This is a genomic window from Streptomyces sp. NPDC054887 (assembly GCF_053610585.1).
Genome location: NZ_JBSGYQ010000034.1, coordinates 68,754 through 84,406 on the forward strand (window position 1 = coordinate 68,754; position 15,653 = coordinate 84,406).

2 protein-coding genes are annotated in these 15,653 nt (G+C 73.7%); both read left to right on the top strand.

Going from position 1 to position 15,653, the window contains the following annotated elements:
- Window positions 1-27 precede the first annotated feature (27 nt).
- Window positions 28-13,752 carry an SDR family NAD(P)-dependent oxidoreductase gene (locus ACWGH0_RS20435; protein WP_453405585.1) on the top strand — a complete coding sequence of 4,575 codons (13,725 nt, stop codon included), beginning with the start codon at window positions 28-30 and terminating at the stop codon, window positions 13,750-13,752.
- Between the two features lie 54 nt (window positions 13,753-13,806).
- Window positions 13,807-15,653 (top strand): type I polyketide synthase (locus ACWGH0_RS20440; protein ID WP_453405586.1); only part of this gene is annotated, 1,847 nt, incomplete at its 3' end.

Below are 15,653 nucleotides of genomic sequence, written 5' to 3' on the forward strand. Positions count from 1 at the left end.
GCCGTGTTATCGAGGGGTGTGGGGAACATGCTGCGAACCGAGCTGATCCGACCGTTGCCGGAGTTGCTCACCGCGCACGCGAACCGCTTCGGGAACAAGATCGCCTATCGCGATGCCCGCCGCGCCGTCAGCTGGTCGCAGCTGGCGGCGCGTACCGGGCGGATCGCCGGGCACCTGGCGGCCCTCCGGCTCCAGCCGGGCGACCGGGCCGCGTTCCTCCTCGGCAACTGCGTCGAGACCGTGGAGAGTTACCTCGCCGTCGTACGGGCGGCGGCGATCGGCGTACCGCTCAACCCGCGTTCCACGGACTCCGAGCTGACCCACCTGCTCAGCGACAGCGGTGCCCGCGTCGTGATCACCGACGCGGCGCACCTGGACCAGGTGCGGCGGGTGCTCGGCACGGACCGCTCGGTCCGCGTCGTGGTCACCGGCGCCGAACGCCCGGCGGGCACGCTGTCCTTCGAGGTCCTCGCCACCACCGAGCCGCCCGCCCCCGCGCGGGACGACCTCGGCCTCGACGAGGTCGCGTGGATGCTCTACACGTCGGGCACCACGGGCAGGCCCAAGGGCGTGCTCTCGACCCAGCGCAACGCCCTGTGGTCGGTGGCCGCGAGCTATGTGCCCATTCCGGAGCTGTCGGCCGACGACCGCGTCGTGTGGCCGCTGCCGCTCTTCCACAGCCTGTCGCACATCGTGTGCGTCGTCGCGGTCACCGCGGTGGGCGCGTCGGTGCGGCTCGTCGACGGGTTCGCGGCGGAGGACGTACTCGCCGCCGTCCGCGAGGAGGACTCGACGTTCCTCGCCGGCGTACCGACGCTCTACCACCACTTGGTGCGGGCCGCGGCCCGCAAGGACTTCACGCCGCCGCGGCTGCGCGTGTGCCTGGTCGGCGGCGCGGTCACCACCGCCGCGCTGCACACCGCCTTCGAGAAGGCGTACGGCGCCCCGCTGCTCGACGCGTACGGCTCCACCGAGACCTGCGGTTCCATCACCATGACGTGGCCGGCCGGCGCCCGCGTCGAGGGCTCCTGCGGACTGCCGGTGCCCGGCGTCAACGTGCGCCTGGTGGACCCGCACACCGGGGCCGACGTGGCCACCGGCGAGGAGGGTGAGGTCTGGGTCAGCGGCCCCAACGTGATGGCCGGTTACCACAACGACCCGCAGGCCACGGCCGAGGCGCTGAAGGACGGCTGGTACCGCACCGGGGACCTGGCCCGCCGCGACGAGGCCGGCTACTTCTCGGTCACCGGGCGCCTGAAGGAACTCATCATCCGCGGTGGCGAGAACATCCACCCGGGCGAGATCGAGGAAGTGCTCCGTTCCGTGCCCGGCGTCGCCGACGTCGCCGTGGTCGGCAAGCCGCACGACGTGCTCGGCGAGGTGCCGGTCGCCTTCCTGGTGCCGGGCCCCGAGGACATCGACACGGAGCTCCTGTACGCCGCCTGCCGCGAGCGGCTCGCGTACTACAAGGTGCCCGAGGAGCTGTACGAGACGGCCCGCATACCCCGCACCCAGTCGGGGAAGATCACCCGCCACCGGCTGCTCGACGGCCCCATGCGGCTGCGCGCCGCCAACAGCAGCCACTACGAGTCGCTGCTGCGCCTCGACTGGGTGCCGCTCACCCTGCCCGCCGCCGGCGCCGCTCCCGAGCCGTGGACGGTCTCCGGTCCCGACGCGTCGGCGCTCGCCGCCGGGCTCGACGCCCGTCTCGCGGCCCTCGGCGCGGGGCAGTCCGCCCCCGGGACCGTGGTGCTCGGCCTCGACGTGCCGAAGGCCGCCGCGGCGGCGGACTTCGCCGGCGCCGTGGCCCGGACCGTGCGGGAGCTGGCCGACCGGCTCACCGGCTGGCTCGCCGACGAGCGCCTCGACGGCGCCCGTATCGCCGTCGCCACCCGGGGCGCCGTCATCGCCGGCCCCCACGAGACGCTCCACAACATCGCGCACGCCCCGGTGTGGGGCCTGCTCCGCGCACTCCAGGCCGACCACCCTGGACGGCTCGTCCTGGTCGACCTCGACGAGGCCCCCGCTTCCCTGGAGGCACTGCCCGCGGCGCTCGCGTCCGGCGAGCCGCAGTTCGCCGTCCGTACCGGCGTGCCGCTGCTGCCCCGCCTCGCCCGGGTCGCGGCGAGCACGGAACCGCGGGTCAGGCCCGCCATCGACCCGGAGCGCACGGTCGTCGTCACCGGCGCCGACAGCGCGCAGGGCGCGGCGCTCGCCCGCCACCTGGTCGCCGGGCACCGGGCCCGGCGGCTGCTCCTGATCGGCTCGTACGACGCCGACGACGAGGCCCTGGTCGCGCTGCGCGGCGAACTGGCGTCGCTGGGCGCCAAGGTGACCACCGCCGCCTGCGACCCGGCCGACCGGGCCGCGCTCGCCGCCGTACTGGAACGCGCCGAGCGCCCGCTGACCGCCGTCGTGCACGCGCACGGCTGGCAGACCGCGCTCACCCACCGCCCCGACCGCGCCCTGGAGTCGGCGGTCGGCGCCCTGCTGCACCTGCACGAGCTGACCCGGGGCCACGACCTGGCCGCGTTCGTGGTGTGCTCGTCGGCCGACACCCTCCTCGGAGCGCCGGGTGAGGGCGACCGGTCCGCGTACACCGCGTTCCTCGACGCGCTGGCCCAGCACCGGGCGGACCGCGACCTGCCGGCGCTGTCCCTGGGCTGGGGCCCGTGGGAGCCGACGGCGGCCATCGACCGGTCGCGCGAGACGGCCGCGGGCGTCGGCACCCTCAGCACCGCCGACGGGCTCGCCATGTTCGACGCGGCCCAGCTCGCCGGCCCCGCCCACAGCCTGCCGATGGCCATGGACACGGCGGCCATCGCGACGGGCGGCGTGTCCCCGCTGCTCAGCGGCCTCATCGACACCTCGGCCACACCCGCCTCCGCCGACACCAAGGTCGCCGCCGCCCTGCGCGAGCGGCTCACCCCGCTGGCCGAGTCCGAGCAGTTGAGGATCCTCCTGGAGACGGTACGCACGGAGGCCGCCCGCGTCCGTGACCTGGGCGGCATCGGGCAGGTCGGACCGGAGCGCGCCTTCAGGGACCTCGGGTTCACCTCGCTGCACGCGGTGACCCTGCGCAACCGCCTCACGGAGACCACCGGCCTCAAGCTGCCCGCCACGCTGGCCTTCGACCACCCGACTCCCCAGGCCGTCGCCCGCCTGCTGCACACCCTGCTGACGGGCGCCGAGGCCGAGGTCGAGGAGGTACGGCCCGAGGTGGCCGGCTCCGACGAGCCGATCGCCATCGTCGGCATGGCCTGCCGGCTGCCCGGCGGAGTCGCCTCCCCCGCGGACCTGTGGCGCCTGGTCGAGCAGGGCACGGACGCGGTCTCCGGCTTCCCGGAGGACCGCGACTGGAACTTGGAGGAGCTGTACGACCCGGAGGGCGCCAGGCCGGGTTCCTCGTACGTCCGCGAGGGCGGGTTCCTCTACGACCAGGCCGAGTTCGACGCCGAGTTCTTCGGCATCTCACCGCGTGAGGCCGTCGCGATGGACCCGCAGCAGCGGCTGCTCCTGGAGACGTCGTGGGAGGCGTTCGAGCGGGCGGGCATCGACCCGGCGCGGCTGCGCGGCGAGTCGGTGGGCGTGTTCTCGGGCGTGATGTACCACGACTACGGGTCCCGGGTGGTGTCCGCACCGGCCGAGTCGGAGGGCTACCGGGGCACCGGCACGGCGGGCAGCGTCGCCTCCGGCCGGGTCTCGTACACCTTCGGCCTCGAAGGCCCGGCGCTCACCGTCGACACCGCCTGCTCCTCCTCGCTGGTCGCCCTCCACCTGGCCGCGCAGTCCCTGCGCAACGGCGAGTGCACCATGGCGCTCGCGGGCGGTGTGGCGCTGATGGCGCAGCCCACCTCGTTCGTGGAGTTCTCCCGGCAGCGGGCCCTCGCCGCCGACGGCCGCTGCAAGGCGTACGCGGAGGCCGCCGACGGCACCGGGTGGGCGGAGGGCGTCGGCGTACTGCTCGTCGAACGGCTCTCGGACGCCGAACGCCTCGGCCACCCCGTGCTCGCGGTCGTACGCGGCTCCGCCGTCAACCAGGACGGCGCGTCCAACGGCCTCACCGCTCCGAGCGGTCCTTCGCAGCAGCGGGTCATCCGCCAGGCACTGGCCAACGCCCATCTGGAGTCCCCCGACGTGGACGCGGTCGAGGGCCACGGAACGGGCACGATGCTGGGCGACCCGATCGAGGCGCAGGCGCTCCTCGCGACGTACGGCAAGGAGCGGGACGCGGAGCAGCCGCTGTGGCTGGGTTCGTTGAAGTCCAACATCGGGCACGCCCAGTCGGCCGCCGGCGTCGCGGGTGTCATCAAGATGGTCGAGGCGATCCGGCACGGGGTGCTGCCGAAGACCCTGCACGTGGACCGGCCGTCGACCAAGGTGGACTGGACCGAGGGCGCGGTGGAACTGCTCACCGAGGCCCGCCCGTGGCCCGAGCTCGACCGCCCGCGCCGGGCCGCCGTCTCGTCCTTCGGCGTCAGCGGTACGAACGCCCACGTCATCATCGAGCAGGCGCCGGCCGAGGCGGCCGAAGAGCGGGCCGTCGCAGCGGACGCCGCGGCGGGTGTCGTGCCGGCCGTCGTGCCGTGGCCGGTGTCGGCCAGGACGCCGGGCGCCCTGCGCGCCCAGGCGGAGCAGGTGCTCGGCGTGGCGGTGGAGGCCGACCCGGTCGCCCTCGGACACGCGCTGGCGTTCACCCGCGCACCGCTCGGCGAGCGGGCCGTGGTGGTGGCCGGGACGGCCGACACCTCGGCGGCGACGGCCGCCCTGCGGGCGCTGGCGGCGGGAGAATCCGCCGCCGAACTGATCACGGGCACGGCGGACGTGGACGGCAAGATCGCGTTCGTCTTCCCCGGACAGGGACACCAGTGGGCCGGCATGGGAGCCCAGCTCCTCGACGACTCACCCGTCTTCGCTACCGCGATGACCGAGTGCGCACAGGCTCTCGGGGCGTACGTCGACTGGTCACTGATCGACGTCATACGCCAGACAGAGGACGCACCCGGCTTCGACCGCGTCGACGTCGTACAACCCGCCTCCTTCGCCATCATGGTGTCGCTCGCCCGGCTGTGGCAGCACCACGGGCTCACCCCCGACGCCGTCATCGGCCACTCCCAGGGCGAAATCGCCGCAGCCCACATCGCCGGCGCCCTCACCCTCGACGACGCCGCCCGCATCGTCACCCTCCGCAGCCAAGCCATCGGCGCCCACCTCGCCGGACACGGCGGCATGATGTCCCTCCCCCTCCCACTGGACACAGCGAAGGAACGTATCGCCCCCTACCAGGGCCGCATCGAAATCGCCGCCGTCAACGGACCCACCTCCACCGTCGTCGCCGGCGACGCCAACGCACTCGACAACCTCCACACCCAGTGCGAAACCGACGGCATCCGCTCCCGCAAAATCCCCGTCGACTACGCCTCCCACACCAGCCACGTCGAACGCATCGAAGACGAACTCGCCCTGGTGCTGAGCGAGATCCGGCCCCAGCAGGCCACCGTCCCGCTCTTCTCCACCCTGCACGCCCAATGGCTCGACACCACCACCATGGGCAGCACCTACTGGTACGACAACCTCCGCCACCAGGTCCGCTTCGGCGCATCCGTCGAAACACTCGTAGCCGACGACTTCCGTACCTTCGTCGAGATCAGCGCCCACCCGGTCGTCTCCATGGCCGTCCAGGACATCCTCGACACCCACGCCGACTCCCCCTCCATCACCACCGGCACCCTCCGACGCGGCGAAGACACCACCACCCGCTTCCTCACCTCCCTCGCCACCCTCCACGTACGGGGCGTGGAGATCGACTGGCGGCCGGCGTACGGCGAGGCGCGGCCCCCGCGCGTCGAGCTGCCCACGTATCCGTTCCAGCGCACCCGTTACTGGCTGGAGGGCACCGGCAGCACCGACGCGGGCGCGCTCGGACTCGCCGCCGAGGAACACCCGCTGCTCGGCGCGCTGGTGGAACTGCCGGGATCCGGCGGCGTACTCGCGACCAGCCGGCTCTCGTTGAAGACGCACCCGTGGCTCGCTGCGGACGGTGCGGAGGGCGGTGCGCGTGTGCAGGGTTCCGTACTCGTCGAGCTCGCCGTCCGCGCCGGGGACCACGTGGGCGCCGGAGCGGTCGAGGAGCTGACGCTGGAGGCCCCGATGGTGCTGCCGGAGCGCGGCAGCATCCAGATACGGGTCCAGGTCGGCGCGCCGGACGACAGCGGGAACGCCAGAACGCACGACCGCCGCACGGTGAGCATCCACTCCCGTGCCCATGAGTCCGACGCCTGGGTCCGGAACGCGATCGGCCGGCTCACCGCCGCCCCGGAGTTCGCGGGCGACTTCACCGTCCGGCCGCCGCAGGGCGCGGAGGCCGTGGACGTGACGGGTCTGGCCGAGGGGCTGCGCAAGGTGTGGCGTCACGGTGACGAGGTCTACGCCGAGGTGGCGCTCGACGGCGGGGCGGCCGATGCCGCCGGGGCGTTCGGGCTGCATCCCGCGCTGCTGGACACCGTGCTCTCGGCCGCCGCCTTCGGCGCGCTGGAGCTCGTAAGGGACGACGGCAAGGTGCTCGTCCCGCATGCCTGGCGCCGGGTCGCGCTGTACGCGTCCGGAGCCGCACAGCTACGGGTGCGGATCACACCGCAGGGCGAGAACGCGATCGCGGTGGCCGCGGCCGACTCGGCGGGTGGCCCGGTGCTGTCGATACGCGAGGTGTCGTTCCGTGCTGTGGACACCGCCGAACTGGGCGCGGGGCAGGACCCGGCGCGGGACGCGGTCTTCCGGGTGGAGTGGCAGCCGGTCGCCGTACCCGACACCACGACCGGCGCCGACTGGCCCGTACTCGACCTCACCCACCGCACCGACGACGACATACGCACCCTCACCGGCGACGTGCTGAGCACCGTCCAGAAACTCCTCACCACCGACCCCGACGACACCCGCCTCGTCGTCCTCACCCGCGACGCCACCACCAACCCCGCACAAGCCGCCGTCTGGGGACTCCTGCGCACCGCCCAGAACGAACACCCCGACCGCATCATCCTCACCGACACCGACACCGACACCGACACGACCGGCCTGCTGCACACCGCACTCGCCACCGGTGAACCCCAACTGGCACTACGAAACGGCCGGATCACCGTCCCCAGGCTCGCCCGGACTGCCATCCCCACCGGCGACAGCCCGCTCGACCCCAACGGCACCGTCCTCATCACCGGCGGCACCGGCACCCTCGGCGCCCTCACCGCCCGCCACCTCATCACCCACCACCACATCACCCACCTCCACCTCATCAGCCGACGCGGCCCCGCCACACCCGGCGCCGAAACCCTCCACCAAGAACTCACCGCACTCGGCGCCCACATCACCATCAGCGCCGTCGACGCCACCAACCCCGACCAAGTCACCGCCCTCCTCGACACCCTCCACCCCGACCACCCCCTCACCGCCGTCATCCACACCGCAGGCGTACTCGACGACGGCATCATCACCGCCCAGAACCCCGACCGCCTCAACACCGCATTCACCGCCAAGACCGACGCCGCCCACGTCCTCCACGAAGCCACCAAGGGCCACGACCTCGCCGCCTTCGTCCTCTTCTCCTCCGCCGCAGGCACCCTCGGCAACCCCGGACAGGCCAACTACGCCGCCGCCAACGCCGCACTCGACGCCTACGCCCACCACCTCCGCACCCAAGGCACCCCCGCCACCTCCCTCGCCTGGGGCTACTGGGCGGACGTCAGCGGAATGACCGCCCACCTGGACAAGGCCGCCCTACAACGGCACCGGCGTGACGGCATGCTGGGGCTCGCCGCGGAGACGGGCATGGCGCTGCTCGACTCCGGGTTGCGGTCGGCCGAGCCGGCGCTGGTGACGGCCCGCCTCGACCTGGCCGGTCTCCGGGCACGTTCGGTGACCGAGCCGGTGCCGCTGCTGCTGCGTTCGCTCGTACGCCCCCTGCGGCGCGCGGCGGCGCAGGCGGCGTCGGCGGACCAGGGCGGCGAGAACGCCCTCGGCCGGCAGCTTGCCGGGCTCTCCGCCGCCGAGCGGGAGCGGACCGTACTGGAACTGGTGCGGACGGAGGCCGCGACCGTGCTCGGGCACTCGTCCGCGAGCGCGATCGAGGAGAAGCGGGCCTTCAAGGACCTCGGCTTCGACTCCCTCACGGCCGTCGAGCTGCGCAACCGGATCGGCAAGCGGGCGGGGCTGACCCTGCCCACCACGCTGGTCTTCGACTACCCGACGCCGATCGTGCTCGCCCGCAAGCTGCTCACCGACCTCGTCGGGACGCAGGACACGGCCGAGACGGCCGGTCCGGCCGGGCGCGCGGCGGCCGGGGACGACGATCCGATCGTGATCGTGGCGATGGGCTGCCGGTTCCCCGGCGGTGCGGACGGGCCCGACGAGCTGTGGCGCCTGGTCGCGGACGGCGCCGACGTGATCGGCGGGTTCCCCGAGGACCGCGGCTGGGACCTGGAGGGTCTGTACGACCCGGACCCGGAGCGCCTGGGCACCTCGTACGCGCGTCACGGCGCGTTCCTGGACACCGCGACCCGGTTCGACGCGGGATTCTTCGGAATCTCGCCGCGTGAGGCGCTCGCGATGGACCCGCAGCAGCGGCTGCTCCTGGAGACCACGTGGGAGACGTTCGAGCGGGCCGGCATCGACCCGACGGGTCTCGGCGGCGAGCGCGTGGGTGTGTTCGTCGGGGTCAACGACCGTGACTACACCCTGCGGTTGCAGCACGCCGCGGGTGAGCTGGAGGGATACCGGCTGACCGGTACGTCCGGCAGTGTGGCGTCAGGGCGCATCTCGTACACCTTCGGTCTCGAAGGCCCGGCGCTCACGGTCGACACCGCCTGCTCGTCCTCGCTGGTCGCCCTGCACCTGGCCGCGCAGTCGCTGCGCAACGGGGAGTCGACGATGGCCCTCGCGGGCGGCGTGGCGGTGATGACGACACCCGACGCGTTCGTCGAGTTCTCGCGCCAGCGGGGTCTGTCCACCGACGGCCGCTGCAAGGCGTTCGCGGACGCGGCGGACGGCACCGGCTGGGCCGAGGGCGTGGCGTTGCTGCTCGTCGAGCGGCTCTCGGACGCCGAGCGGCTCGGCCACCCCGTGCTCGCGGTCGTACGCGGCACGGCGGTCAACCAGGACGGCGCGTCCAACGGCCTCACCGCCCCCAACGGCCCCTCCCAGCAGCGCGTCATCCGCGCCGCCCTGGACGACGCCGGACTCAAGGGTGCGGACGTCGACGCGGTCGAGGCCCACGGCACCGGCACCACACTCGGCGACCCCATCGAGGCGCAGGCGCTCATCGCCACCTACGGCAAGGGGCGCGACACCGAACAGCCGCTCTGGCTGGGGTCGTTGAAGTCCAACATCGGGCACACGCAGGGCGCAGCCGGTGCGGCCAGTGTGATCAAGATGGTGCAGGCGATACGGCACGGGGTGCTGCCCAGGACCCTGCACGTCGACGAGCCGTCGACCAAGGTGGACTGGTCCGAGGGCGCGGTGGAACTGCTCACCGAGGCCCGCCCGTGGCCCGAGCTCGACCGCCCGCGCCGCGCCGCCGTCTCCTCCTTCGGCGTCAGCGGCACCAACGCCCACGTCATCATCGAGCAGGCACCGGCCCCCGCCACCGAGGAGCAGACCGCCGCGGCGGACGCCGCTCCCGACCGGGTTCTGCCGTACGTCCTGTCGGCGAAGTCCCCCGAGGGCCTCGGCGGGCAGGCCGCGCGCCTCGCCGCATGGCTGCGGGACAGCGGACGTACGGCGCAGGCGCCCCTAGCGGACGTGGCGTACTCGCTCGCCACCGCACGGGCCGCGCTCGACCACCGGGCCGTCGTCGTCGCGGCCGACCGCGAGGAACTGCTCGCCGGGCTCGACGGTCTGGCGGGCGGGTCGCTGCCGGCCTCGGTGGTGCGCGGCGGCCCGGCGGCGGGCCGGACGGCGTTCCTCTTCACCGGGCAGGGCAGCCAGCGCCCGGGGATGGGACGCGAGCTGTACGACGCGTACCCCGTGTACGCACGGGCCTTCGACGCCGCCTGCGCCGAGCTCGACCGGCACCTGGTCGACGCGGGCCACGTGCGGCACCCGGTGCGGGACGTGGTGTTCGCCGAGCCGGGCAGCGAGAGGGCCGAACTGCTGCACCGCACGGTCTACACGCAGTCCGCGCTGTTCGCGGTGCAGGTGGCGCTGTTCCGCCTGGTCGAGAGCTGGGGCGTACGTCCCGACTTCGTGGCCGGGCACTCCATCGGGGAGCTGGCGGCCGCACACGCGGCGGACGTCTACTCGCTCGCGGACGGGGCCGCTCTGGTCGCCGCGCGGGGCCGGCTGATGCAGGCGCTGCCCGAGGGCGGGGCGATGGTGGCCGTGCAGGCCACCGAGGCCGACGTGCTGCCGCTGCTGCCGGCCGACGGCCGGGCGGGCGTCGCTGCGGTCAACGGGCCGTCGGCGGTGGTGGTCTCCGGCGACGAGGACGCGGTCCTGGCCGTCGCCGGCGTCTGCAAGGAACGGGGCTGGAAGACGAAGCGGCTGCGGGTCAGCCACGCGTTCCACTCGGCCCGCATGGAGCCGATGCTGGAGGAGTTCCGTGCGGTCGCGGCCGGGCTGACGTACGGGCAGCCGCGCATCGCGGTGGTCTCCACGCTGACGGGCTCCCCCGTCGGTCCCGACCGGCTGGGCTCCGCCGACTACTGGGCCGAGCACGTGCGGCAGCCGGTGCGGTTCGCCGACGCCGTGCGGAACCTGCGGGCCGAAGGGGTCGCCCAGTACCTGGAGATCGGTCCCGACGCCGTTCTGACGGCGATGGCACGCGAGACGGTCGACGCCCTCGCGGACAGCGGCGCCACCGGGCCGGCCGCGGCGGCCGAGGTCGTCGTGCCGGCGCTCCGCCGCGAGCGTTCCGAGCCGGGCACGCTGCTCACCGCCCTGGGCGGGCTGCACGTCAGGGGTACGTCGGCCGACTGGTCCGCCGCCTTCGACGGCGCCGGCGCCACCCGCGTGGACCTGCCGACGTACGCCTTCCAGCGGGAGCGGTACTGGGCCGAGATGGCGGCGGCGGCCACTGACGTGACCGCTCTGGGCCTCGCGGCGGCGGAACACCCGCTGCTGGGCGCGGTCGTGGAGCTGCCGGACGACAAGGGCGTACTGGCGACCGGCCGGCTCTCGCTGAAGAGCCATCCCTGGCTGGCCGAGCACGCCAAGTCGGGGACGGTCCTGGTGCCGGGCACCGCGCTGGTGGAGCTGGCCGTCCGGGCCGGTGACCAGGTCGGCGCGGGGGTCCTGGAGGAGCTGGTCCTCCAGTCGCCGATGGTGCTGCCGGAGCGCGGCGGCGTCGAGGTGCGGGTCCAGGTCGGCGCGCCGGACGACGGGACGGACGGGCGCCGCCCGGTGAGCGTCCACTCCCGTACCGACGGCGGCGACGAATGGGTCCTGCACGCCGCGGGCTCCCTCACCGCCATTCGGCGGCCGGTGTCCGCCACGCTGACGGCGTGGCCCCCGCCGGGCGCCGAGCCCGTGGACACGGACGGCTTCTACGACCGTCAGGCGGCGGCCGGGCACGAGTTCGGCCCGCTGTTCCAGGGGCTGCGGGCGGTGTGGCGGCGTGGCGAGGAACTGTTCGCCGAGGTCGCGCTGCCGGACGAGGCTGTGGGCGAAGCCGCCGCGTTCGGGCTGCACCCCGCACTCCTCGACGCGGCCCTGCACACCACGAGCTTCGGGGCCGTCGCGGAGACGGACGCCGGACACGTGCTGCTGCCGTTCGCCTGGAACGGGGTGGCCCTGCACGCCACGGGCGCCGCCCGGCTGCGCGTACGTATCGCTCCGCAGGGCGCCGACACGGTGACGGTCGAGGCGGCAGACACGACCGGCGCACCGGTCGCCACCGTCGACGGCCTCACGTTCCGTGCCGTCGACACCGCGCAGCTCGGGGCGGGGGCGGACAGGTTGCGGGACGCCCTGTTCCGGGTGGAGTGGCAGCCGGTCGCCGTACCCGACACCACGACCGGGAACGACTGGCCGGTCCTGGACCTGACGGGCCGCACCGGCGACGACGTACGGGCGCTGACCGGCCACGCGCTGGCCGCCGTACAGGACCATCTGGCCTCCGGGCCGGAGGACAGGCCGCTGGTCGTGCTGACGCGCGACGCGGTGGCCGTGCCGGAGCAGGCCGCCGTGTGGGGCCTGGTACGGACCGCTCAGAACGAGCACCCGGGCCGGCTGGTCCTGGTGGACACCGACGCGAGGTCCGCGAAGCTGCTGTACGCCGCACTCGCCACGGGTGAGCCGCAACTCGCGCTGCGGGACGGACGCGTCACGGTCCCCCGGCTCGCCCGGACCGCCATCCCCACCGGCGACAGCCCGCTCGACCCCAACGGCACCGTCCTCATCACCGGCGGCACCGGCACCCTCGGCGCCCTCACCGCCCGCCACCTCATCACCCACCACCACATCACCCACCTCCACCTCATCAGCCGACGCGGACCCGCCGCCCCCGGCGCCGAGACCCTCCACCAAGAACTCACCGCACTCGGCGCCCACATCACCATCAGCGCCGTCGACGCCACCAACCCCGACCAAGTCGCGGCACTCCTCGACACCCTCCACCCCGACCACCCCCTGACCGCCGTCATCCACACCGCAGGCGTACTCGACGACGGCATCATCACCGCCCAGAACCCCGACCGCCTCAACACCGCATTCACCGCCAAGACCGACGCCGCCCACGTCCTCCACGAAGCCACCAAGAACCACGACCTCGCCGCCTTCGTCCTCTTCTCCTCCGCCGCAGGCACCCTCGGCAACCCCGGACAGGCCAACTACGCCGCCGCCAACACCTACCTGGACGCGCTGGCGGGCCGGCTCCGCGCCCAAGGCGCTCCCGCCGTCTCCCTCGCCTGGGGACTGTGGGAGGAGGCCAGCGGCATGACCGGTGAACTCAGCGAGGCGGACCTCCAGCGCGGGAAGCGGACCGGTATCACCGCGATGCCCACGGAGACGGCGCTCGCCCTGCTCGACGCGGGCCTCGCCTCGAAGGACGAAGCCGCGCTGGTGACGGCCCGGCTGGATCTGCCGGGGCTGCGCAAGCAGGCGGCCTCGGCCGGCGGTGAGGTCCCGGCGCTGCTGCGGTCGCTGGTGCGTACGCCGCGGAAGGCGGCCCGTACGGCGGCCGTCGCGGAGGAGTCGCTGGCCGATCGGCTGAACACCCTTCCCGCCGCCGAGCGCGTGAAGGTCGTACTGGAGCTGGTGCGCTCCGAGGCGGCGACCGTACTGGGGCACGCCACGACCAGGGCCATCGGCGCGGAGAACGCCTTCAAGGACCTCGGCTTCGACTCCCTGGCCGCCGTGGAGCTCCGCAACCGGCTGGCGACGGCGACCGGAGTACGTCTGCCCGCGACGCTGATCTTCGACTACCCGACCCCCGGGGAGCTCGCCGGTCAGCTCATGGAGGAACTCGGCTGCACCGGACCCGACGCACCGGCCGTCCAGGTGCCCGCCGAACTCGGCCTGCTGGAGCAGGCACTGGCCTCGCTGACCGGGTCCCTCAACGGGGACGAGGCGGTACGGGCGCAGGTCGCGGCCCGGCTCCAGGAGCTGTCGGCCAGCATCGGCGCGAACGGCCAGGCCGCCCGGACCACCACGCTCGTCGCCGCAGCGGCCACCCCGCGCGACGCGGTCGAGGAGCTCGTCCCCGATCTCGACGCGGCGACCGACGACGAGCTGTTCCGGCTCATGGACGGAGAACTCGGCCTGTCCTGATCACCCACGTTCCAGCCGTCCATCCTCCGACGCCTTGAAGGGGCAGACCCGGACATGTCCAACGAGTCGAGCAACACCACTCCGAATACCAGCACCTCCACCAGCAGCACCGCCGGCACCGGCGACAGCAGTGGAGCGAGCGGCGACCAGAAGCTCCGCGACTACCTGAAGCGGGCCCTGGTCGACCTGAAGCAGGCCAACAAGCGGCTCCGGGACGTGGAGGCCGCGAAGTCCGAGCCGATCGCCGTCGTCGGAATGGCGTGCCGCCTGCCGGGCGGGGTGACCACCCCCGACGAGTTGTGGCAGCTCGTCGACGCGGGCGGCGACGCGGTCAGCGGGTTCCCCGACGACCGGGGCTGGGACCTGGAGCGGCTCTTCGACCCGGACCCGGAGCGCCGGGGCACCTCGTACGTCGGCGAGGGCGGCTTCCTCGACGGGGCGACCGAGTTCGACGCGGGGTTCTTCGGCATCAACCAGCGCGAGGCGCTGTCGATGAACCCCCAGCAGCGACTGCTCCTGGAGACGTCCTGGGAGGCGTTCGAGCGGGCCGGCATCGACCCGACCGGCCTGCGCGGCAGCCGCGTCGGCGTGTACTCGGGCGTGATGTACCACGACTACGCGACCGACATGGAGGACGCTCCGGCCGAGGTCGAGGGCTACCTGAGCACCGGCACGGCCGCCGCCGTGGCCTCGGGCCGTGTCTCGTACACCCTCGGTCTCGAAGGCCCGTCCGTCACCCTGGACACGGCCTGCTCGTCCTCGCTGGTCGCCCTGCACCTCGCGGTCCAGTCGCTGCGCAACGGTGAGACCGACATGGCACTCGCCGGAGGGGCCGCGATCATGGCGACCCCCGGCGTGTTCGTGGAGTTCTCGCGCCAGCGGGGCCTGTCCACCGACGGCCGCTGCAAGGCGTTCGCGGACGCCGCCGACGGCACCGGGTGGGCGGAGGGCGTAGGCGTACTGCTCGTCGAACGGCTCTCCGATGCCGAACGCCTCGGCCACCCCGTGCTCGCGGTCGTACGCGGCACGGCGGTCAACCAGGACGGCGCGTCCAACGGCCTCACCGCCCCCAACGGCCCCTCCCAGCAGCGCGTCATCCGCGCCGCCCTGGACGACGCCGGACTCAAGAGTGCGGACGTCGACGCCGTCGAGGCCCACGGCACCGGCACCACACTCGGCGACCCCATCGAGGCCCAGGCGCTCATCGCCACGTACGGGAAGGAGCGGGACGCGGAGCAGCCGTTGTGGCTGGGTTCGTTGAAGTCCAACATCGGGCACGCCCAGTCGGCCGCCGGCGTCGCCGGGATCATCAAGATGATCCAGGCGATACGGCACGGGGTGCTGCCCAAGACCCTGCATGTGGACGAGCCGTCGACGAAGGTCGACTGGTCGGCGGGAGCAGTCGAGCTGCTCACCGAGCGTCGCGCGTGGCCGGACGTGGACCGGCCCCGCCGGGCGGCCGTCTCGGCGTTCGGCGTCAGCGGTACGAACGCCCACGTGATCATCGAGCAGGCGCCGGCCGAGGCCGCCGGGGAGGAGACCGCCGCAGCGGATGCCGAACCGGGGAGCGTGCCGGGTGTCGTGCCGTGGCTTGTCTCCGCGAAGACCGGGAACGCCCTGCGCGCCCAGGCCGGGCGACTGGCGGACGCCGCCGGGGACTTCGCCCCGGTGGACGTGGCGCACACCCTGCTGACCTCGCGCTCGCTCTTCTCGGAGCGGGCGGTGGTGATCGCGGAGGACCGTGAGGGCTTCTCCAACGGTCTGCGGGCGCTGGCGTCGGACGGCCCGGCCACCGAGCTGGTGACCGGCACGGCGGACGTGGACGGCAAGACCGCGTTCGTCTTCCCCGGACAGGGACACCAGTGGGCCGGCATGGGAGCCCAGCTCCTCGACGACTCACC